18 protein-coding genes and 2 pseudogenes are annotated in these 21,388 nt (G+C 44.5%); 16 read left to right on the top strand and 4 right to left on the bottom strand.

Translation table 11 applies throughout. The annotated features are described in order from the left end of the window. From VIB_RS18205 to VIB_RS17605, 3 genes and pseudogenes are all read left to right on the top strand, one after another. A complete protein-coding gene (locus tag VIB_RS18205) occupies positions 1 to 126 on the top strand; it encodes a hypothetical protein (protein WP_256593103.1) in 126 nt (41 codons plus the stop codon). 163 nt (positions 127 to 289) lie between these two features. After that, positions 290 to 1,012, top strand: coding sequence for a sulfite exporter TauE/SafE family protein (locus VIB_RS08475; RefSeq protein ID WP_004395534.1), 723 nt, complete (start codon positions 290 to 292; stop codon positions 1,010 to 1,012). Between the two features lie 269 nt (positions 1,013 to 1,281). Then, positions 1,282 to 1,377 (top strand): annotated as a pseudogene (locus tag VIB_RS17605) (glycoside hydrolase family 3 N-terminal domain-containing protein); the annotation flags it as partial. 140 nt (positions 1,378 to 1,517) lie between these two features. On the opposite strand, the gene VIB_RS08470 reads toward VIB_RS17605, so the two are convergent. After that, positions 1,518 to 2,381: a MurR/RpiR family transcriptional regulator gene (locus VIB_RS08470; RefSeq protein ID WP_004395533.1), complete on the bottom strand. Its 864-nt coding sequence runs from the start codon at positions 2,379 to 2,381 to the stop codon at positions 1,518 to 1,520. An 89-nt stretch (positions 2,382 to 2,470) separates the two neighbouring features. Further along, positions 2,471 to 3,743: pseudogene (locus VIB_RS08465) on the bottom strand (amino acid deaminase). A gap of 179 nt (positions 3,744 to 3,922) precedes the next feature. On the opposite strand from VIB_RS08465, the gene VIB_RS08460 reads away from it, so the two are divergent. From VIB_RS08460 to VIB_RS08420, 9 genes are all read left to right on the top strand, one after another. After that, a complete protein-coding gene (locus VIB_RS08460; protein WP_004395532.1) occupies positions 3,923 to 5,368 on the top strand; it encodes an N-acyl-D-amino-acid deacylase family protein in 1,446 nt (481 codons plus the stop codon). 51 nt (positions 5,369 to 5,419) lie between these two features. Beyond that, positions 5,420 to 5,812 carry a RidA family protein gene (locus VIB_RS08455; protein WP_004395531.1) on the top strand — a complete coding sequence of 131 codons (393 nt, stop codon included), beginning with the start codon at positions 5,420 to 5,422 and terminating at the stop codon, positions 5,810 to 5,812. 233 nt (positions 5,813 to 6,045) lie between these two features. Continuing rightward, complete coding sequence (locus VIB_RS08450) at positions 6,046 to 7,569, top strand: sodium:solute symporter family protein (RefSeq protein ID WP_040904398.1); 1,524 nt, start codon at positions 6,046 to 6,048, stop codon at positions 7,567 to 7,569. 103 nt (positions 7,570 to 7,672) lie between these two features. Beyond that, complete coding sequence (locus tag VIB_RS08445; protein WP_004395529.1) at positions 7,673 to 8,647, top strand: sugar kinase; 975 nt, start codon at positions 7,673 to 7,675, stop codon at positions 8,645 to 8,647. Between the two features lie 16 nt (positions 8,648 to 8,663). Continuing rightward, entirely contained in the window at positions 8,664 to 9,293 is a 630-nt protein-coding gene (locus tag VIB_RS08440) for a bifunctional 4-hydroxy-2-oxoglutarate aldolase/2-dehydro-3-deoxy-phosphogluconate aldolase (protein WP_004395528.1), read from the top strand. Between the two features lie 83 nt (positions 9,294 to 9,376). Continuing rightward, positions 9,377 to 11,830 (top strand): beta-N-acetylhexosaminidase, encoded by a 2,454-nt coding sequence (locus tag VIB_RS08435; RefSeq protein ID WP_040904396.1) that lies wholly within the window; start codon positions 9,377 to 9,379, stop codon positions 11,828 to 11,830. A gap of 80 nt (positions 11,831 to 11,910) precedes the next feature. Further along, the gene (locus VIB_RS08430) at positions 11,911 to 12,957 is read left to right on the top strand and encodes a lactonase family protein (protein ID WP_004395526.1); all 1,047 of its coding nucleotides are present in this window, start codon (positions 11,911 to 11,913) and stop codon (positions 12,955 to 12,957) included. A gap of 14 nt (positions 12,958 to 12,971) precedes the next feature. Next, complete coding sequence (locus tag VIB_RS08425; protein WP_004395525.1) at positions 12,972 to 13,334, top strand: RidA family protein; 363 nt, start codon at positions 12,972 to 12,974, stop codon at positions 13,332 to 13,334. 476 nt (positions 13,335 to 13,810) lie between these two features. Continuing rightward, positions 13,811 to 15,379 carry an ATP-binding cassette domain-containing protein gene (locus tag VIB_RS08420; RefSeq protein ID WP_004395524.1) on the top strand — a complete coding sequence of 523 codons (1,569 nt, stop codon included), beginning with the start codon at positions 13,811 to 13,813 and terminating at the stop codon, positions 15,377 to 15,379. 230 nt (positions 15,380 to 15,609) lie between these two features. Here VIB_RS08420 and VIB_RS08415 read toward each other — a convergent pair whose 3' ends face one another. Further along, positions 15,610 to 16,221: a LysE family translocator gene (locus VIB_RS08415; RefSeq protein WP_040904394.1), complete on the bottom strand. Its 612-nt coding sequence runs from the start codon at positions 16,219 to 16,221 to the stop codon at positions 15,610 to 15,612. A gap of 125 nt (positions 16,222 to 16,346) precedes the next feature. Then, a complete protein-coding gene (locus tag VIB_RS08410; RefSeq protein WP_004395523.1) occupies positions 16,347 to 17,267 on the bottom strand; it encodes a LysR family transcriptional regulator in 921 nt (306 codons plus the stop codon). 157 nt (positions 17,268 to 17,424) lie between these two features. Here VIB_RS08410 and VIB_RS08405 point away from each other — a divergent pair, with 157 nt between their 5' ends. The 4 genes from VIB_RS08405 (at position 17,425) to VIB_RS08390 (ending at position 21,301) form a co-directional block, all read left to right on the top strand. Then, positions 17,425 to 18,465 carry a sensor histidine kinase gene (locus VIB_RS08405; protein WP_004395522.1) on the top strand — a complete coding sequence of 347 codons (1,041 nt, stop codon included), beginning with the start codon at positions 17,425 to 17,427 and terminating at the stop codon, positions 18,463 to 18,465. Further along, positions 18,455 to 19,141 (top strand): response regulator transcription factor, encoded by a 687-nt coding sequence (locus VIB_RS08400; protein ID WP_004395521.1) that lies wholly within the window; start codon positions 18,455 to 18,457, stop codon positions 19,139 to 19,141. The genes VIB_RS08405 and VIB_RS08400 overlap by 11 nt, the downstream gene beginning before the upstream one ends. Before the next feature lie 140 nt (positions 19,142 to 19,281). Then, positions 19,282 to 19,935, top strand: coding sequence for a potassium channel family protein (locus tag VIB_RS08395; RefSeq protein WP_004395520.1), 654 nt, complete (start codon positions 19,282 to 19,284; stop codon positions 19,933 to 19,935). 1 nt (position 19,936) lies between these two features. Continuing rightward, positions 19,937 to 21,301, top strand: a complete 1,365-nt coding sequence (locus tag VIB_RS08390) for a TrkH family potassium uptake protein (RefSeq protein ID WP_004395519.1) — start codon at positions 19,937 to 19,939, stop codon at positions 21,299 to 21,301. The last annotated feature ends 87 nt before the right edge of the window (positions 21,302 to 21,388 follow it).

Genomic DNA, 21,388 nt, shown 5'->3' with positions numbered 1-21,388 from the left:
ATGAAACTGACTCTTATTTTTGGCAGTCAAAGCGCACACTCACAAAGTTTGAATGTAGCGAACTACTTAAAAGGCCTTGCAGAACCACATTTTAATCAGATCGAAATACTGGATTTACCGTTTTAGAATGAAAGTGTCTGGCAGAATAGTGATTACTAAGTGCCTACGAGACAGCGCTTTCGTCTGTGCACCGTGACATGGTCAATTTGGGCAAAACGTTTCTATTGCGAAATATTGCTGAACTGATACCGTCAGTGCCATTCGATACATGATAGTTCAAGGCAACGAAATGGAATATTTAGACGTGAGTGTGTGGATGGCCATAATGTTGGTTTTCATAGGCTCCTTTGTACAGACCGCGATCGGCTTTGGGCTAGCTGTGGTTGCATCGCCGTTGTTGTTCCTGATTTCTCCAGATTATGTGCCAGCGCCGATCTGTTTGGTCGCGCTATTTATTTCGGTGCTTAATGCGATGAAATATCGCGAGAGCATTTCGATTGGTGGGTTAAAAATGGCCTTAATTTGGCGTATACCGGGTTCGATTGTCGGTGGTTTACTGTTGATGTGGATTTCTACTCAGGCCTTGGCTCTGTGGCTGGGTTTGCTAGTGCTGTTTGCGGTAGCAGTGAGTTTGCTGCCGCTGCGTATTGAACCAAATCCAACTCGGATGGGCATCGCGGGATTTTTCTCTGGCGTATTTGGAACCAGTAGTGGCATCGGTGGCCCTCCGATGGCGCTGTTGCTTCAGCATCAAGAAGCTAATCAACTGCGCGGTAATTTATCGGCTTTCTTTGTATTTAGTTCGATCATCTCGTTAATGGTGCAGTGGCCGACGGGTTTTTTAACGTGGCACCATGTACTGCTGACTTTACCGTTGATCCCCGCTGCTTGGTTAGGCTATGTGTTAGCCCGTAAAACCACGTATTCATTGCCGAAAGAAAAAATCCGCGTTGCAGCGCTGGTACTTTGTTTAGTCAGCGGCGCAACCGCAGTATGGCATGGATTATTCTAATTACTTATCTGCTCTTCTGATCGCCGATTTCACTATCAGCGTGACGAAATGGCGACAATCTGTGCGACGTTCTTACGTTCACATCAATGACAAAATCAGGAGGAGTAACTCTGATTTTCTCCTCTTGACTTCTCTAGCTGAAATCCGCTAATCCGATTGCCTCATTTCTTTAGGAGAGTACGCCCACATGAATAACTGAGCCTGTTATCCATTTTTTCATTTACTTTTGGATCGACAGGGTTAGTCGGCGTAGCCACAGTTGGATGCGATCCTTATCGGCGACGATTTTACAGCAACTGCTGCGTCAAAATATGGGCTTTGAAGGCGTTATTATTTCAGACAGCACGAACATGGGGGAATACATACTGAATGTGGTCTAGCATGGTGAGTAACGGACATTTTCCAATCATCCCTTTACCAAGTCACGAATAAACAAAAGCCCGATGTTGAACATCGGGCTTTGTCGTTTTCGGAATCGACTGTCATCGGAAGGAGTTACCTCGGTTTAATCTCCGAGAGGCTGTCTTTCTAAACCGCCACGATAAGAGTCGAGGGCAACCTTGAGTCGGCGCAGTTTATCGCGAGAGCGTCGCTTATGATTAACGGCTAATGACATCGAAAGCACATCAACCAAAGCCAACATCGCGTAACGACAAGCGGATGGCTTGTAGATGAAATCTGTCTCTTGGTGCTCGATAGGCAGAACCAAATCGGCTTGCTCGGTCAAAGGCGTGTCTTTCGGAGTAATCACAATGACTTTTACGCCGTACTGCTTTGCTAATTGCGCGGTTTCAATGATCGCAGGGGTATAGCCTGTAGCTGAGATCATCACTAACACATCGTTTGTGTCTGCAGTCGCCGCAATCATGCGCGATAACAAACCATCATTATAGGCCACAACAGGATAGCCCAGACGGAACAAACGATGCTGCATCTCCTGTGCTGCAATGGTTGAACCGCCACCCATACCAATACAAATCACTTGTCTTGCGTTGTGTAGCCAGTTCACGGCAGTGTCGATATCTTCTTCAACAATCAAACGGTGGTTTACGTCAAGGGATTGCTTGATCGACTCATAGATACCTTGGTAGCCACTTTGATCAGGAGGCTCAAGGATGAATCGTTGTCCAACCGTTAAAGTTTGTGCCAATTTGATCTTCATATCTCGCACGTTTTTACAGCCAATAGCTTTGGCAAAACGGGTAATGGTGGCTTCACTCACTTCTGCGCTTTCTGCCAGTTCAGTAATGCTGGCATTGGCGGCAGTTTGAATGTCGTCTAGGATCAACTTAGCGACCTTCTTTTCGGCATCGCGCAGCGCACTGAAACGCTCAGTGATTTGCGAAATAATATCGATTTCTAAACTCAAGCTGTGTTCCTATCTTTTACATGGAGGCGATTGTGCCGCCTCTACAGGTTTGGCATGAAGTATAGCGAAAAGCTTCACTAAGCTCATCATCAGAAACATGTTTTCACCCAATGAGTGACTTGATACTCATCATCACAAATTGCCACGGCACGCCACTTATCAAATGTTAAACATGGATGAGAGGTTGAGAAGGCAATTATATCACCCACTTGAAGGTCGCTATTTGCGTCTACTTCGATGAAGGCGTGCTGATCCATCACTGCGGTAGTTATCGCACTTTGAACAGAGATTGGCTCACCATCGCGGTATGCGCGTTCAGGGATTGGTAATCCGGCATCAAATGCAACGTCACGTTTACCGAAGCCAGCAACTAGCTTAGTTGGCTCAGGGCGAGAAATGACATAAGCCCAAAGCTCTAGAGCCGATTCCAAATCACCGCCTAAATCACACGCAGCCCCTTGGTTGTTTTCAGCTCGCTGCATGACTTTATTTTGTGCGTCTAGGTAAATGCCTGTGTCATGAATCGCGTAGCAACCTGGGCGAATGATGGCGTCAAAATCTTCTAGGTTGGCGAAGCATTCAGAAACCACGTCATACCAAGCAGAGCCTGCACCAGTAACCAGAGGTTTGGACTCAATCAACTTTTTGCTTTGTAGCTGAGCCGCGATTTCTAATGTGGTGTTGAGAAAGTCACGAATGTCCTGTTCAGCATTGTCACCATGAATGACGCCTTCGTAGACCTCGATACCTTTAAGCGTAAGGTGAGGTTGCTGGTGGATGAGAGTAGCGAGCTCAACCACATCTTGCTGGTTTCGGCATCCACAGCGACCGCCTTTCGACACCAAACTCAATCAGTACATTAAGCGGCAATTGATGTTCAGAGAACGCACGTTCTAGCGCTTTGATGTTTCGGCTTGAATCCACACAGCAATAGAAGTTGATCCCATGGGATTTAATCAAGTTGGCGATGATGGTCATATTCGCGCGCCCCACTAATTGGTTCGCCATGATGATATTTTTCGCTCCGCCGAGAGCCGCAATCTCTGCCTGAGCCGGTGTTGCTACGGTAATGCCCCAAGCGCCGTTTTCTAATTGCTGCTGAAAGAAAGCAGGCGTCATGGTGGTTTTACCGTGCGGTGACAGCTTCACTTTGTGTTGATTGGCGAAACGCTGCATCCAATCGAGGTTGTTCTTTAATGAAGAAGATTTGATCACCGCAGCGGGCAGGGTGATCTCTTCATGGATCAAACTGTGTAATCCTGCCGAATTGCCCGCAACAGGTTGAGCCTTTTCTCCGTAACCTGGCGTGGTAACAAACTCATTATGATAGTTTTTATCACACTTTTGGCGATTGTCTTTCATAGCGCACCTACTTCTAACATGGTTTAACTGATTGATATTAAGTGTTTGTTGCTAACCACCATAAACAATATGTTAAAAAGTATCAAACAAATATGGGTTTTTTGTGTGTTTATTCACTGTTTAAATTTCAAGAATTATTAAGATGGAATCATGTTAATTACGGACGAAGAGAGTGAAGTATGCTGTTCGACACCATTATCAAAAGCGTAGAGGTATTTGACGGTACAGGTGCAGCACCATTCATGGCTGATGTTGCAATTCGTCAAGATCGTATTGAGCAAGTGGGTCAGCTAGACGAGCTTTCTGCAAAGAAGGTTATCAACGGTCAAGGTCTTGCGTTGGCTCCGGGATTTATTGATGTGCACACGCACGATGACATCAATGTGATTCGTTCCCCCGATTGCTTAGCAAAGATTAGCCAAGGCGTGACGACGGTTATCGTAGGCAATTGCGGAATTAGCGCAAGCCCTGCGGTACTCAGTGGTACTCCGCCAGACCCAATGAATCTATTGGGCAAGCAGGAAGATTTCAAATACCCAACTTTTGCGGAATATGCGAAGGCGGTGCAAGCGGCTAGCCCTGCGGTTAACGTCGCGGCGTTAGTCGGTCACACGACATTACGTAACAATGTGATGGACGATTTACTGCGCACGGCAACCGATGAAGAAATCGACCAAATGCGCCAAACATTGACGCAAGCGATGGAAGAAGGGGCATTGGGTTTAAGCTCGGGTCTTGCTTATGCGAGTGCCAAGCAGGCGAACGCGGACGAAGTCATGCGTCTAGCGGAAATTCTCGGTCATCACGGTGGTATCTACACCACACACATGCGCACCGAGTTTGAAGAAATCATCAGCGCAATGGAAGAAGCCTTTGAAACAGGGCAGTACGCCAAAGTGCCAGTGGTGATTTCTCATCTTAAATGTGCAGGTGCAGGCAACTGGGGACGTACGGTAGAAGTACTGGATTTGATGGACAAGGTTTCTGAGCATCAAGACGTGTCTTGCGATTGCTACCCATATTCCGCTAGCTCTTCGACACTGGATTTAAAACAGGTTACGGATGAAATTGATATCTTCATTACCTGGTCTGAAAGCAAACCAGAGCACGCTGGCAAGATGCTGAAAGACATTGCTGACGAGATGCACCTGCCTCTTATGGAAGCGGCAAAAGCGTTGCAACCTGCGGGCGCGGTTTATCACTGTATGGTTGAAAGCGACGTTAAACGTGTACTTAAGTATAAGTTGACCATGGTGGGCTCAGATGGATTACCAAACGACCCGCATCCACATCCACGTTTGTGGGGCACATTCCCGAAAGTCTTGGGGCATTACTGTCGTGAAGAGCAGCTTTTCCCATTGGCAGAAGCGATTCATAAGATGACGGGTATGTCTGCCACACGTTACCAATTAAAAGATCGTGGAGAAATAAGAGCAGGCGCTTACGCAGATTTGGTTTTATTTAACCCAAATACAATTAAAGATACTGCAACGTACGAAAATCCAATTTCTGTCGCGCAAGGTATTGAATCTGTATTTGTAAATGGTGAGCTATCTTATTTAAAAGATAAAGTCACCGACAATAGAAATGGTGTATTTATTTATAGAAATAACACCTATCAATAATTTATAAAATTAATTAATTTTATAAATTAAGCATTATCACTGGAGAATATTATGTCAATTAAACGTTATGGTGTAGAAGGTGGCATAGGTACTGGCGGTCAACATTTACCATTTGCACGTGCAACAGAAGCGGGTGGCTTCTTATATGTATCAGGTCAAACACCAATGACTAACGGCGAAGTGGTAGAAGGCGGCATCGTTGACCAGTCTCGCTTAGCGATTCAAAACTGCGTCGATATTATGGAAGAAGCAGGCTACAAGCTAGCTGACGTGGTACACGTAAAAGTGGTACTAACAGATTCTCGTTATTTCCAATCGTTTAACAAGGTATTCAGAGAGTTCTTCGGTGATCACCCACCTGCACGTATTTGCATGGTGTGTGATCTCGTGGTGGACGTGAAAGTTGAGGTCGATGTGACTTGCTATCGCGAAGATCGCCGATAGAAATCATACTTTACCTAATTAAATAAAATAGAGTGCCGGAAATAATTACTTTCCTGTTATTACCCTTTTGGCACTCTCACTCCCTACATAAATGTAATTTCATAAAGCAGTAGTGCGTAATATATTTAGCGAAAGCTATAAAAATAAAATTAGATAATATATGGAATAAAATCTAATACTTGCTGCTGGAATTATATCAATCTGAAAGATGGATTTTATATAAGAGGTGTTCAATGAACAGTACACTATTTCTTACCGGCTTCGGTGCGTATGTCTTATTTTTAATTTGGTTGGGGTGGTTTGTTTCTCGTAACCAAAAATCAGGTGAAGACTTTCTACTCGGTGGTCGAAGCTTACCTCTGTTTCTCGTATTAGGTACCACGATAGCAACCATGGTTGGCACGGGCTCAAGTATGGGCGCGGTCGGCTTTGGTTACTCAAACGGTTGGGCTGGTGCGCTTTACGGCATTGGCGGTGCAATTGGTATTTTACTATTGGCGCTGTGGTTTGCACCGGTTCGTAAACTTAACTTCATGACGATGAGTGAAGAGCTTGCCTACTACGTGGGTGCAAACCGCATCGTGAAGAACGTGGTTGGTCTGCTTATCTTTATCGCTTGTATTGGCTGGCTGGGCGCACACATCCTTGGAGGTGGTATGTACTTAGCGTGGATTGCCGATATTGAGCTCAGCACTGCGAAGATGATTATCGCAGCAGCGTTTACCATTTATGTTGTAATTGGCGGTTACACTGCCGTAGTTTGGACGGATACCATTCAAGCCATCATCTTGTTTGTCGGCTTCATTCTAATGGCGGTACTGTCTGTGCAGCACATAGGTGGTTTAGACAACCTTTATTCTGCTATGGACCCAGAAGCAGTTAGCTTCCTTGCTATTGATAAGCTTGGTTTAATTCCTGCGGTTTCTCTTGCTGTCGTGATTGGTGTGGGTGTACTTGCAACGCCTTCATTCCGCCAACGTATTTACTCAGGTAAAAATGTATCAACCATCCGTCGTTCATTCGTGGCGTCTGGTGTGCTGTACTTGTTCTTCTCAATCATCCCTGCAGTTATTGGCATGGCGGCACATGCGATGAACCCTGAACTGAACAACGCGAACTTTGCTTTTCCGTATATCGCAGCAACGATATTGCCAGCAGGCGTCGGTCTTATTGTTATGATTGCGGGCTTATCGGCAACCATGTCGAGTGCAAGTTCAGATGCGATTGCGGGCGTGTCTATCTTACTACGTGATGTTTACGTCATGTTCACAGGTCGCGTGCCAAACAAAGAATCCATGTTGAATTACTCTCGCTTGGCTTTGATTGTAGTGATCGGTTGTGCATTGCTGTTCGCACTAACCTCGAACGACATCATCAGCTACATCACTAAGATGATCTCGACAGTCATGTCTGGTATGTTTGTCTGCGGTATGTTGGGTCGCTTCTGGAAGCGTTACAACTGGCAAGGTGCATTGGCAACATTGGCAGGCGCATCGATCGCTTCATTTGCAGTAATGATGAGCCCAGACCTGACCACTTTTTGGGGCAACCCAGTGATTCCATCTTGCTTATTTGCCCTAACCGCAGGTGTGGTAGTAAGCCTAGTGACTCCAGCTAACCAAGTTTCACCAGAAATGGCGAAAGCAATCCTTGATGATGAGCGTGCTCTGATGGAAATGGAATTGTCTGATAAAGGTCTTCTGGAACAAGATGCTTCTCTACAGAACCGCACAACTGCGGCAAATCAAAATGCTTAACAGAAGAGAGTTTCCGGCTCGATCGGAAACTTGTTCATAAGCGCCTGACAAACTGGTGGCTCCCCCGAGCCACCATTCTAAATCTATCCAAATTAGGTGAACGATGACGGATTCATCCCATACTAAAATTGCTTTCTTTGGCGAATGCATGATTGAACTGAGCGGCGACCCAATTCGCAGAGGCTTTGGGGGCGACACGCTCAATACTGCACTTTACCTCTCTCGCTTGACTAATCAGCAACCTGTCCGAGTGTCTTACGCGACCGGTCTTGGGGAAGACGTACTTTCTCAAGAACTTCTGGAAAACTGGCAACAAGAAGGCATTGCAACTGATCTTGTCGAGATCTTCCCAGCTCAGTTGCCGGGGTTGTATATGGTGCAGACAGATCAAGAAGGCGAGCGCAGCTTTCTTTATTGGCGTGATAGCGCAGCTGTTAAAAGCTACTTCTCTACCTCTTCACTCAATAAATTAGAGTCTGCGATTACGAACCAAGAACTGGATTACCTCTACCTAAGTGGCATCAGCATTGCGATTTTAAATCACGATAGCAAGGTAAGGCTTAAAAAGGCGTTAAGTCTGTTCTCACAAGGTGGAGGCAAAATTATCTTTGATAATAATTTCCGTCCTCAACTTTGGTCTGCAGAAGAGGCGAAACATTGGTACAGCGAAATTCTGCCTTTAGTCGACATTGCACTTATCACAGAAGACGATGATGTCTTCGTGTGGGGGGAAGAAGAAAGTGCCGAGCAGCGCTGCCTTCGCTTTGGCTGCCCAGAAATCGTGATCAAACGTGGTTGCGAACCATGCAAACTGGTTTGGTCGCAAGGTGATGACAAACAAAACCTCAGGCATCAAAACGTAGAAAAGCAAAGTGCTTACGTAGCTGCCGAGAAGGTTGAGAAAGTGATCGACACCTGTGCCGCTGGCGATTCCTTTGCCGCTGGTTATCTGGCTGGGCGATTGACCGGACAAAGCTGTGAGCAGTCTGCTCAACTCGGTCACGCACTAGCCGCAACCGTTATTCAATATCCTGGCGCGATCATTCCAAACGACGCCATGACTCATCTCATTCGATAACTTCCGAGAACGTATTATGTCCCAAGCAATGATTAAACAACTTCAGCAATTCAAAGTTATTCCAGTTATCCAAATCAACAAGGTTGAGCACGCGATTCCATTGGCGAAAGTGCTAGTAGAAAACGGTCTGCCAGTCGCAGAAGTGACGTTTCGAACAGAAGCGGCAGCCGATGCGATTAAAGCCATGCGTGACGCTTATCCGCAAATGTGCATCGGTGCTGGTACGGTACTGACGCCAGAGCAAATTACCCAAGCGAAAGACGCGGGTGCAGAGTTTATTGTCGCGCCGGGGTTGAATCCAAATACGGTACGTCGCTGCCAAGAAATCAACATGCCAATCATACCGGGCGTGAACAGTCCAAGTCAGGTTGAACAAGCACTTGAGCTAGGTTTGACCTTCCTCAAATTCTTTCCTGCGGAAGCGAGCGGCGGTATTGCGATGGTGAAATCGCTACTGGCACCTTATGTCGATGTGAGTTTGATGCCGACGGGCGGTATTGGCAAAAATAATGTCAATGATTACTTAGCCATCGACCGTGTGGTTTGTTGCGGTGGTACTTGGATGGTTGCACCGAGCTTAATTGAAAACGAACAGTGGGACGAGGTTGGTAAGCTGGTTCGTGAAGCGGTGGAGCTGGTCGCATAACTCAAACAAAGTGTTTTGACCGAGTCACATGCTTCTTTGAAACAGAGTGACTCGGGTTGAATAACAACGATAGGATGGCGCGGATGAACAAAGGAACATTAGTACTACTCATTTCAGGCTTAATCACAATTCCAACGGCAGCGATGGCGATGACTACCAACACCGATCTTAACCTAATGCCTTACCCACAAAATGTAGAGCTGGGGCAGGGGAAAATCTCACTGGATAAATCCTTCAGTATTTACATCAAAGGCTACGATTCGCCGCGGGTGCAGTTCAACATAAAGCGCACTATGGAGCGTTTATATCGCCAAACTGGCTTACCAATGTTGAACTGGCATGCCGAGTCGGAAAAAGACGCAACCTTGGTGATTGATATTCGCAATGCGCCTAAGTCAGAGGTGCAAGACATTAACAGTGATGAATCGTATCAACTGGAATCGCGCAATGGTCAGATCATCATTCGCTCCGAACGCCCTTACGGTGCTTTCCATGGTTTAGAAACCTTTTTGCAGTTAGTGACTACGGATGCGACAGGGTACTTTGTTCCTGTAGTGTCGATTCAAGATGAGCCGCGTTTTCCTTGGCGTGGTGTTTCTTACGACACTTCCCGTCACTTTATTGAACTCGATGTGATCCTTCGCCAACTCGATGCGATGGCATCAGCAAAAATGAATGTTTTCCATTGGCATATGTGGGATGACCAAGCGATCCGTATCCAACTCGATAATTACCAAAAACTGTGGCAAGACACTGCAGATGGTGATTACTACACCAAAGATGAAATTCGCCATGTGGTGAATTATGCGCGTAACCTTGGCATTCGAGTTATCCCTGAAATCTCTTTGCCGGGACATGCTTCGGCAGTCGCGCACGCATACCCTGAATTGATGTCTGGTATGGGTGAGCAATCTTATCCGCACCAACGTGGCTGGGGTGTGTTTGAACCGTTAATGGACCCTACCAATCCCGAACTTTACAAGATGCTGGCGAGCGTGTTTGACGAAGTGGTCGAGCTTTTTCCAGATGAGTATTTCCATATCGGTGGTGATGAGCCTAATTACCAACAGTGGAAAGACAACCCTAAGATTCAGCAATTTATCAAAGACAATAACTTAGATGGTGAGCGTGGTCTGCAATCGTATTTGAACACTAAGGTTGAACAAATGCTGGAAGCACGTGGCAAGAAGATGACAGGTTGGGATGAAATCTGGCACAAAGATCTTCCCACTTCGATTGTGATTCAAAGCTGGCAAGGGCACGACAGTATTGGTCGAGCAGCAAAAGAGGGCTACCAAGGTATTCTCTCAACCGGTTATTACCTAGACCAGCCGCAACCAACCAGCTATCACTACCGCAATGACCCAATACCGAAAGGAATTACGGTAGATGACCAACTATATCAAGATGAGAAATTCGCGACTTATAATTGGGCGAAACCGCGCAACAAAGGTGGTCCGCGTACAGGTAATCTAACCATTATTAAAGCGACAGACGGCAGCTACCGTGCGTTTACCGATTACAACGGTAAGTCTCGCGAAGAGGTGTTCATCATTGAGTACGTACCGGGTGTGAAATTTAGAGGCCACTTCGATAACTTTATGTCTTATACCGAGTTCAATTATGACTTTGCGGATGGCAAGTTGAAAGATAGTAGTTACCAGTTGATTGGCAATGTTCGTTGGCCTACGACTGGAGAATTAGTAGCGAGCAGTGACATGGAAGGTAGTGTAATTCCCGAGCCTAATGGCGGTTATCCGGCAGAGCTGACCGAGAAAGAACAGCAGCTAATCTTGGGGGGAGAAATCACCATTTGGGGAGAGAACCTCGATTCAATGACCATCGAGCAACGTTTATGGCCGAGAAGCTACGCAATTGCTGAGCGTCTATGGTCGAGTCAAGACCTGACTGATGAACGCAGCATGTACAGGCGCATGAAGGTAATAGATACATGGTCTGAAATTTCGCTTGGCTTGCGTCATCATGCCGATGCCAATATGATGTTGAAACGTCTTGCCAATGGTGCGGACGAAACACCGCTACAAACGTTAGCGAAGTACATTGAGCCTGCTCAATACTACGCTCGTCACTGGGAGAAGTGGATCGCTACACCAAACGAAGGCGATTTATACAACCAGTACGAACGATTAAACCGCTTTGCGGACGCATTACCAGTAGAAAGCCTAGCAGTGTACGAGATGCAAGATTTGGTCGTGGCTTATGCTCAAGGTGATATAACTGCGTTGGATGCGTTAGCGATGCATTATCAAAACATTAGTTTAGCGGCGCAGCAAGCCAAACCTATTTTCGCGGCAAATGTGGCGTCGGTAGAAACAGTGCCAGTTGCAGAAGCTGCCATTAAAGTTGCCGATTTAGGTTTAACCTTGATTAAACTTGCTAAGCAGGGCAGTGGTATGGGCCAATCTGATGTTGAAGCGTATCAACGTATCATCAATGAAAATGCGATTATTTTTGATGAAACTATTGTCGCTATTGTCGTACCAACTGAGCAGTTGCTTCACACTTTAACCGATTGATAACTAAAAGGGATTGCTGTCTGGTATCACAGGCGGAATCTTATCGGTTAAGCATTATTATATCTCTGAAAGGTTTTCTCATGACATTAAATGGTCACTTACATTTTTATGTGGGCACCTATACCGATTCACCAAGTCAAAGTCATGGTATCGCATGTGTCTCTCTCGATTCGACTACTGGCTTACTGACAATCAATCACGACCTCGTGCCAGACGCGATGAGAACGACACGCAATCCGTCTTATCTTACGGTTACCGAACATGGCCTATACACCTTTAATGAAGTAGAACGTTTGGAAGGTGCAGAGCTGATTTTTGCTGAAAATACAGACAGCTATGCATTGCCAATTGAAGGCGACTATCCTTGCTATGTCGACATCAAAGCCCCGCTACTTGCTGTGGCCAACTACGGTTCCGGCAATGTAAGTGTTTACCACATTGATGAGTGTGGTAAACCGTTGAAATCTATTGCAGAATTATATGTGGAAGGCAGGGGGCCCAATATTGCTCGTCAAGCCTCGTCTCATGCGCATCAAGCAACGTTTCTTAATCACACCAAACAACTTGCTGTGGTCGATTTAGGCACAGATAGTGTCCATTTTTATGACTTTGAAAATGATGGTGAGGCATGCAACTTTTCACTCATACAAAGCGTTGCTATGCCTGCTGGATCAGGTCCTCGTCATTTGGTTTTCAACCGTGAAGAGTCTATTGCATACGTGGTGTGTGAATTGTCCGAAACGTTGGTGGTACTTTGTAAGTACGACGAGCAATGGAATCTGACTCAGCAAGTTAAGCTGCTAGCCGATGAAGAAAACAAAGAAGCGGCATCTGCGATTCGCCTCTCTGCGGATGAGCGTTTTGTCTATGTCTCATGCCGTGGGCAAAACGTGATCAGTACATTTGATGTAACGAGTAATATCCCGGTTCAAATTGCGATGTCCGATTGTGGCGGTAAGTTTCCAAGAGATTTTGTTTTATCCCGTGACGGGCAGTGGATGCTCGTTGCTAATCAACATTCGAATAATGTCGCTAGCTTTCATAGGAATCCGGAAACTGGCGCTATCACTCCAACCGGATACTCGTGTGATGTTGGTGCACCTGTGTGTTTGGTTGAGAAACAATAATTAAGAGAAATAACATGACAATTCATCGTATTAATCCATGCAAACGTTGGTCTGATGTTACGGTATTCAACGGCATTGCCAACTTTGTTGAGGTGGCAGAAGCAGATACCACTGCGGATATGAAAGGGCAAGTACAACAGATTTTCGACCAAACTGAGCAAATGTTAGCCAATGTTGATAGCGATAAGTCACGCATTCTATCTGTGACGATTTACGTGACGGATTTTGCTAACTTTGATGCGCTAAACGAAGTATGGGATACATGGTTCCCTGAAGGGTGCGCACCAAGTCGTGCTTGCGTCAAAGTTGAATTGGCGAATCCTGAACTCTTAGTAGAAATGGCGTTCGTCGCTGCAGCAGGTGAGAAGTACCAATAACCACTCATCGTTAGCTCTTGTCGGGATAATAAAATGCCACTTGTATTGAACAGAGTGGCATTTTTGTTGATGTCTCTTTGGGCTTTTAGCTAGTTAGTGCGATCTAGTCTAATCGAGCGATTTCTTAGAGCACAAAGAGGCGACGACTAAGCTCACCACGGTGAAAACAAGCACAAGATTGATGATAGATTTGCTAAGCTAACCCCTTTTTTATCCTCTTGACTTCTCTAGCTGAAATCTCCTAATCTGGTTGCCTCATTTCTTTAGGAGAGTACGCCCACATGAATAACTGAGCCTGTTATCCATTTTTTTCATTTACTTTTGGATCGACAGGGTTAGTCGGCGTAGCTCACTTTCCGATCATTCTTTGCCTCATTACCCGCATAGCTCTTCAATCAGGGTGTGTGTAGGCTTTGAATCTTATTTTCGTTACAGCTTAGCGGCGGCGATTGTCCCTGACTTACAGGAGGCAAATCATGCCAGTTTTACAGGCTGATAATATCAGCTATCAATTTGCCAATGGCGATAGGTTGTTTGCGTCATTGTCGTTTACCATCAAAAGTCAGCGTATCGGTTTAGTTGGCCGTAATGGGGTAGGCAAATCGATATTAGCGGCGATATTAAGCGGTGATCTACCACCATCGAGTGGTACGATAACTCGAACGAAGTCGATGGCCATTTATCGTCAGCAAGCTTCGCACTTATTAGCTAGCGACCTGTCTATTGCTCAGTTTTTAGGTAAAGCCGATGTACTTGAAGCGCTAAAACACGTTGAGTCCGGTGATTGCTCAGCGCATTGGTTCGATGTGATTGGCGAGCAGTGGGATTTGCCGCAGCAACTGACAAAGCAACTAAACGCCATCGGGTTACCGGCTGATCCTCACTTTGCTTGCGCACAGCTGAGCGGTGGACAGTTGGCGCGATTGCAGCTTTGGCAACTGTTGAGTAGTCCGTTTGAATTATTGATCCTTGATGAGCCTTCTAACCATCTTGATGGGGCGGCCAAGCAGTGGTTGCTTGAGGCGATGCGGGCTTTCAAGGGAGCGATTTTGCTGATTAGCCATGACCGTTTATTCTTGCGAGAGATGGAGGAGATTTGGCAGTTATCTAGCCTTGGTCTGCAAATCTTTGGCGGAAATTATGATGTGTACGCCGAGCAAAAGCGTCACGAGTCGCAGGCGTTAGAGCGCCAGCTTTCCAATCTTGACAAGCAGCAACGGCAATTAATGATACAAGCGCAGCGAAATCGTGAAAAAGCACAGCAAAGAGCAGCGCAAGGGAACAAATTACGTAAATCGGGTAGTCAGGCGACAAGCTTATTGGATTTTCAGCAAGATAGAGCCACCGCGCATAGCGCCAATCGCACTAAAAATCAGCAGCGGCGTCAAGTTCATTTAGAGACTAAACAACAAGCATTAAAGGCGAGGAAAGAGTCGATAAGTCAGCAAAAACTCTATTTGGCGGATACCGTTAATCGACCGCGTCATGCTGTTGCCTTGTTCGATGCGGTATTGGCTTTCGGGCGCAATCAACCCATCAACTGGCAAGTGAAAGCGGATGAAAAAATTCACCTTATTGGCGCTAATGGCAGTGGTAAATCAACCTTGTTGAAAACCTTACTCGGCAAGCTTTCACTTAAGCAAGGCTCGCTGCAACGGAGCGCGCCAATCTATTATCTTGATCAACATTTCGCGGTGATTGTGCCGCAATTGTCAATGCTCGATAACCTGCTAGAGCAATGTGATGGTATGCAAGCGGGAGAAGCTAGAACATTGCTCGCGGGTATTGGCTTTCGTCGTGAGTGTGTCTTTCGTCTTGGCGGGACTTTAAGCGGCGGTGAGAAGATGAAATTAGCCATGTTGATTGCCAGTCATCAACCGCAGCAGCCATTACTGCTACTTGATGAACCGGATAATCATCTTGATTTGGATTCTAAAATCATCCTAGCTCAAGCTTTATATGATTATCGTGGCGGATTTATTCTCGTCAGTCATGATGATGATTTTGCCACAGATTCGGGCGTGAAGAGGCAAATTGAGCTGTGATGAGGGAATGTTGATTTTTATAACAGTGCGTGACTAAGAAAGACAAGGAGTGACTTTAAATCACGCCTTGTCTTTATATAAGGATTTTTTACAAAAATCTTTAGTTTTCCTTAGCGTTCATCAATATTTCATTGCGACCGGTTTTATAATATTTTGGCTATTATCTATTATCTCTAACCAAGCTTACTGTAAATTAAGTGATGTGAGGTATATAACTGTTAGTTTTTTGGTTATATAAAAATAACTTTTATGGCTAATGAGATTAAAATTAATCCTGTTATTTTATCGATAATGGCAGCTTTAGAACGTATTCTTTCTACAACAGAATGACTTGAAAATATAGCCGCAATTATAGTATACCAAAGACCATCGATGATAGCTGGCATGAAAGCTATTATCGTTTTATCGGTACCAGCTTGACCTTCTGTAATAAATTGGCTAAAGAGTGCGATAAAAAATAGCGCAATTTTAGGGCTTAATATAGATATTGCAAAGCCATCTCGCATTGCTTCTATAACGCTACCTGGCTCGCCTGATTGAAGTTTGTCACGAATTCCCCCTTTTGACAGTAAAGAACGAATCCCAAGATAAGCTAAATACGCAGCACCTAGATACGAGATTGTGGTGAATAAAACAGGATAATGCTGAAATACAATGGATAATCCACTGATCGTTAAGAGTGCATAAATAAATATGCCACAGGCATGTGACCAAGCACAGAGCATCCCGTATAAGCGCCCGCCAGCTAGTGAGTGTTTGACTACGATAGCCAGACTAGGTCCAGGGGACATTGCTCCCAATAAACATATGGTTAATAAGGTAACGATAAATGTGAATGTCATGTACTTCTCCTAGGTATCCTGCCTTATTAAAAGCAGTTTCTGAACCATACAAGAAGATTGCCATGATTTGAAATCATGATAAATCATACTAGGGATGATTTGGGGGAATGATGGTGAGTTGTTAATCAACTAATGTGAATAGAATATTCATTCTCTTGCATTATCAACATGATTTGTTCTCTTATCCATTTGTGGCTTGGGGCATTATCAAATTTAGGGTGCCAAATTAACCAATACTTATTAATGCCAATGTCAAATGGTAGTTGCTTATAAGTGATGGATGATAGTTTTTCGAGCGTTTTGGCAATATGTAGAGGAATGACCATGAGTGAGTCTGTTTGAGTTAATTGTGTCGTTGCACCTGAAAAAAATGGGACTTTTAGTTTTATATTTCTGGTAAGTTTTAGAGCATCTATGTACTGATCAAATAAATAATCTTTATCTGCTCCTCCTGTTATCTTTATATATGGATAGCTGATTAAATCATTGATGCTGATTTTATCTTTATTCGATAAAGGATGCCCTGCACGCATTGCAAGTACGGAATAATCACTGCCTATGAATTGACTGGAAATACCTTCAGGTTTTTCGCTCAGCATGGTTGAGGCTATATCTATTCCCAATTCATGTAATTTACCTATGTGCAGTGGGTTCCATAGCTGATAAGAAATGTCTAACTTTGGAGCGAGTTGTCCAAGTGTAGAGCATATATGAGGTAATATATATTGAGCTACGTAGTCACTGGAAGAAATAACAAATTCACCCTGCCAATTTTTAGGTTCAAATTTAACATCATTTAATAAGTGTTCGAAGTCTGAGAAAAAAAGATCAAGTTTCTTTTTTAGTAGCTCAGCTTTAGGTGTTAGAACATAAAAATTAGAATTACGGACGAGTAGTTCATCTTGGCATATTTCTCGTAGCTGAGCTAATTGTCTACTCATAGCGGATTGTGTAATGTAAAGGCGTTTGGCCGCGTTACTTACATGAGTTTCATGCAAAATAATATGTAATGACTTCAATAAGTTTAAATTGATATTTTGAAACATCGCTTCTGGACTCGTGTTGCTTCAAATGCTGACCCATGCATATGGGCATCATAGCAATAAAAAAGACATATATAAATTTTTTACGCTTTTTTTACGCGAAGCCTTTTTCGGCATCTGATAGAGTGAGCAACATGTTTTGCATCGTGTTGCACTTTTTATGGTTATCCGTTGGTTTAACAATCGCTACTTACTCTCTACTTTAGTTTTTTTCAGTGCGCTATTCGTTTCTTTAGTGCTGGATCATTGGTTAGGTTCAACTATCGCAGTATTACTGATATTGCAGTTGTCGATCGTGGTGATTGCCCTGCAATGTCACTCTCAGATAGCCTATGCGGCTGCGATTATCGAGGCATTGAGTTTTAATTTTTTCTTTACCACGCCTCGTTATTCGCTACAGATGTTTCATTGGGATGACATCATCAATCTGCTGGTTTTTGTGGTGGTGGCGTTTACAACCAGTCAGCTTGCTGCGCGTTATCGTCGTTCGCAAAGTGCACTCGAACAAGTTCAGTTACGTCACCAAATTTTGCTCTCTGTTTCTCATGATTTAAGGACGCCATTGGCAGGCGTGATTGGCAATTTGACTACGTTTCAAGAATACCAACAGCAACTTAAAGAAGCGGAAAAAAATGAGTTGTTGGATAGTGCGATAAAAGAAAGCCATCGCTTGCACCAGTATATCGAGAATCTTTTGCAAGCAACGAAATTGCAACACGGCGTGGTTCGTATCCAAAAACAACCAGAATCGGTTGTGCATATTCTGAAAACGGTTGTTGAGCGTCTATCTTGCTCGGCGCAGCAAGTCGATATTCAGGTCAATGGGGTTATACGGCCTATCCCTGTTAGTCGAACTTTGATTGAACAAGCGTTGTTGAATGTATTGGATAATGCGCTGCGTTATTCACCTCATCATACAGCGGTGACCGTGACCGTGTATCAAGCTAAGCAAAATGTCGTCGTTGACATCTATAACCAAGGTCAAAAACTTACCTCGGATGAGGCGGCAAAGGTATTTGAGCTTTTTTATTCAGGCTCAACCAATAACAACGCTGACTCGGGCTCAGGGCTAGGCTTGAGTGTTGCTAAAGGTCTGATCTGCGCCCACCAGGGGAGTATTGAATCTGTCGATGTTGAGCAGGGATGTTTGATACGTATTTCGCTACCATTCGGTGAGCAAGGAGAGGATCGTGAATTATAAAATACTGGTAGTCGATGACGAGCCGCAAATTCAAACCTTTATGCGTATTTCGTTAGCGGCAGAAGGATTTGATTACATGGGGGCAGACTCTATCGCAATGGCAAGAGAAACCTTTGTTCGTTTTCAGCCTCATGTCGTGGTGCTTGATTTGGGGTTGCCTGATGGCGATGGTATTGGCTTTCTGACTCATATTCGTACCATGAGTAAAACACCAGTCCTGATATTAACCGCACGAGATCAAGAAGAAGAGAAAATCCGTTTACTTGAAGCCGGTGCTAATGATTATCTGAGTAAGCCTTTTGGTGTTCGTGAGCTCATTGTCCGAGTTAAGGTGTTGGTAAGAGATTTAGTTTCAGACGCTGAATGCCCAAATACCCTTCTTTTTGGGGCGCTGAAATTACAAAAGGACACTCATCAGTGTTGGCTATCAAGCACAGAAATTGAGCTGACCAAAAAGGAATTTGCCTTTATTGAAATGCTGATGAGCACTCCCGGTCAATTGGTGAAACAGACCGATTTACTGCGCGAGATTTGGGGAGCCAGCCACACAGAAGATACGCACTACCTGCGAGTGTTAGTCAGTCAGTTACGCAAAAAACTCAATGATAGTGCTGATGAGCAGCAGGTAATAAAAACGGAGTCTGGAATCGGCTATCGTTTGGTCTGTGCAGAGTGATCTTATCACTAATCACTTATCCACATTATTAGAGAAAAAGTTAATCAGTAAACCTGATAATTATAGGATTAACCACCAAGTGGCGTTTACGCCACAGCGACGTAATTATCGATATTTCAACACATAATAAAGGAACCGTCATGGCTCATTTTACCGTTATTGGACTCGGGCGTTTTGGTATTGCTGCTAGTCTAGAACTTGTTCATCTTGGACACACCGTCACTGGAATTGATCGTGACCCTAAAATTGTCGAAAAATACGTGGAAGATCTTACTCAGGCAATTATTTGTGATTCCACCGATGAAAATGCGTTACGTGAGTTGGATTTGGGTAATAGTGAAGCGGTCTTAGTGGCGATTGGTGAAGATATGCAATCGAGCTTGCTGTGCACTTTGGCGTTGAAAAATTTGGGGGTGAAAGAGATTTGGGTCAAAGCCAGTACTAAAGCGCATCATACCATTGTCTCTAAACTGGGGGTGCAGCGTATTATCCATCCTGAAGAGGAAATGGGAGTGCGTGTTGCACAGGCTTTGAACTATCCTATGGTGAATGATTACCTTTCATTAGGCCATGGTTTGTACGTCGTGGAAGTGAATATTCGAGCATCATTACACGACTCATCGATTGGTCAAGTACTGGGTGATGCTAAAGGCAGCGTACAAACGGTATTGATTAAACGGGATCAAGAGATCATTAACTCAATAGCGCATGATTTTGTGTTGCGAGAGAAAGACATCATTCTGCTCTGTGGAACCCGTGCTGAGCTAAAATATCTTGCCCCAAGGTTGGTGTGACATGGTTTTATGGCATCCATCCATCACGCCGATTGAGCGTAAACCTAAAGCGGGTAAAAAGTTAGTGGGCGCGCCGCCGCTGATTTTAAGTGGTAGCTTTTTGTTGTTAATTCTCGTCGGGGCGATGTTATTAAAATTGCCAATAGCAACACACGAACCCATCTCTTGGATTGAAAGTTTATTTACCGCCACATCAGCCATCACGGTGACTGGGTTAGTGGTGGTGGATACGGGGACTCAGTTCACGAAGTTTGGCCAGGTGGTAATAGCATTATTGATCCAATGTGGCGGGTTAGGACTAATGACATTCGCCATTGTTACCTTAATCGCTTTAGGTGGAAAAATCGGCTTTTTAGAGCGTACCGTGGCTCGTGAGGCGTTTAATCAAACCGATTCTTCGACCTTGGTTGCAACCGCGAAATCCGTTTTTATGTTTGCATTGGCTGTAGAGCTGGTAGGCATGCTGATCTTAACGTTACGGTGGAGCGGCGAACTGGGATGGCAAACTAGCTTGTTTCATGGTTTCTTTTATACCATTAGTGCCTTTAACAATGCTGGATTTGCGCTTAGTGCTGATAGTTTGATGCCTTATGTTGCCGATCCTATCGTTAACTTCACCATTACGGGTCTTTTTATTGTTGGTGGTTTAGGTTTTTCTGTATGGATGGATTTAAAGCGTCATCGTCGTTGGTCAAAATTAACCGTGTATAGTCGGATGATGATCATCGGAACGGTTTTGATTAACGCGGTTGCGGTGATTGCGATTTATTTGATTGAACGCGATAACCCTAATACCTTAGCGCCGCTCGATGAATTAGGAAAATGGTTAGCATCATGGTTCCAAGCAGTGACACCAAGAACGGCGGGTTTTAATACGCTGGCGATTGATCAACTCGAAGATGCCACAACAGCCATTATATTGATGCTGATGTTTATTGGCGGCGGATCGTTGAGTACTGCGAGTGGTATTAAGGTCGTGACGTTTATGGTGCTGATTTTATCGACTTATGCTTATTTACGACGTGATGAACAAGTCTCTGTTTTTAATCGTGAAATTGCTAAAGACACCATCAGCAAGGCGTTGGCGTTGACCTTGATTTCAGCCGTTGTGACTTGGTTAGCGATCTTTGCTTTGCTGCTGAGTGAAAATGCTCCGATGCTCGATATTATTTTTGAGGCGGTGTCTGCGTTAGGTACAGTCGGTTTATCTCGTGGGTTAACGGGAGAGCTTTCACTATCGGGGGAAATTATCATTATTTTTATGATGTATATGGGACGACTTGGTCCATTAACATTGGCTTATTTTTTAGCAAGCCCACGAAAAAGAAAGCTCCGTTATGCTGAAACCAAACTAGCCATTGGTTAATAAGATGGATTGAAATAGCTCATGGGCAACGATCCTAGAAGAGAGGAGTGATTTAAAATCACTCCTTTTGTAATCAGACCATGGTAC

This window comes from Vibrio metschnikovii CIP 69.14, from assembly GCF_000176155.1.
GTDB classification, from domain to species: domain Bacteria; phylum Pseudomonadota; class Gammaproteobacteria; order Enterobacterales; family Vibrionaceae; genus Vibrio; species Vibrio metschnikovii.
This window is presented reverse-complemented; position numbering and strand designations above follow the sequence as displayed.

What these genes read in the sequence shown, in the direction of transcription:
- VIB_RS08450 (WP_040904398.1), top strand. Translation starts at nt 6,046, where the DNA reads ATGAACAGTACACTATTTCTTACCGGCTTCGGTGCGTATGTCTTATTT.
- VIB_RS08405 (WP_004395522.1), top strand. Translation starts at nt 17,425, where the DNA reads ATGGTTATCCGTTGGTTTAACAATCGCTACTTACTCTCTACTTTAGTT.
- VIB_RS08435 (WP_040904396.1), top strand. Translation starts at nt 9,377, where the DNA reads ATGAACAAAGGAACATTAGTACTACTCATTTCAGGCTTAATCACAATT.
- VIB_RS08410 (WP_004395523.1), bottom strand. Translation starts at nt 17,267, where the DNA reads ATGTTTCAAAATATCAATTTAAACTTATTGAAGTCATTACATATTATT.
- VIB_RS08390 (WP_004395519.1), top strand. Translation starts at nt 19,937, where the DNA reads ATGGTTTTATGGCATCCATCCATCACGCCGATTGAGCGTAAACCTAAA.
- VIB_RS18205 (WP_256593103.1), top strand. Translation starts at nt 1, where the DNA reads ATGAAACTGACTCTTATTTTTGGCAGTCAAAGCGCACACTCACAAAGT.
- VIB_RS08455 (WP_004395531.1), top strand. Translation starts at nt 5,420, where the DNA reads ATGTCAATTAAACGTTATGGTGTAGAAGGTGGCATAGGTACTGGCGGT.
- VIB_RS08430 (WP_004395526.1), top strand. Translation starts at nt 11,911, where the DNA reads ATGACATTAAATGGTCACTTACATTTTTATGTGGGCACCTATACCGAT.
- VIB_RS08475 (WP_004395534.1), top strand. Translation starts at nt 290, where the DNA reads ATGGAATATTTAGACGTGAGTGTGTGGATGGCCATAATGTTGGTTTTC.
- VIB_RS08440 (WP_004395528.1), top strand. Translation starts at nt 8,664, where the DNA reads ATGTCCCAAGCAATGATTAAACAACTTCAGCAATTCAAAGTTATTCCA.
- VIB_RS08395 (WP_004395520.1), top strand. Translation starts at nt 19,282, where the DNA reads ATGGCTCATTTTACCGTTATTGGACTCGGGCGTTTTGGTATTGCTGCT.
- VIB_RS08445 (WP_004395529.1), top strand. Translation starts at nt 7,673, where the DNA reads ATGACGGATTCATCCCATACTAAAATTGCTTTCTTTGGCGAATGCATG.
- VIB_RS08415 (WP_040904394.1), bottom strand. Translation starts at nt 16,221, where the DNA reads ATGACATTCACATTTATCGTTACCTTATTAACCATATGTTTATTGGGA.
- VIB_RS08460 (WP_004395532.1), top strand. Translation starts at nt 3,923, where the DNA reads ATGCTGTTCGACACCATTATCAAAAGCGTAGAGGTATTTGACGGTACA.
- VIB_RS08420 (WP_004395524.1), top strand. Translation starts at nt 13,811, where the DNA reads ATGCCAGTTTTACAGGCTGATAATATCAGCTATCAATTTGCCAATGGC.
- VIB_RS08425 (WP_004395525.1), top strand. Translation starts at nt 12,972, where the DNA reads ATGACAATTCATCGTATTAATCCATGCAAACGTTGGTCTGATGTTACG.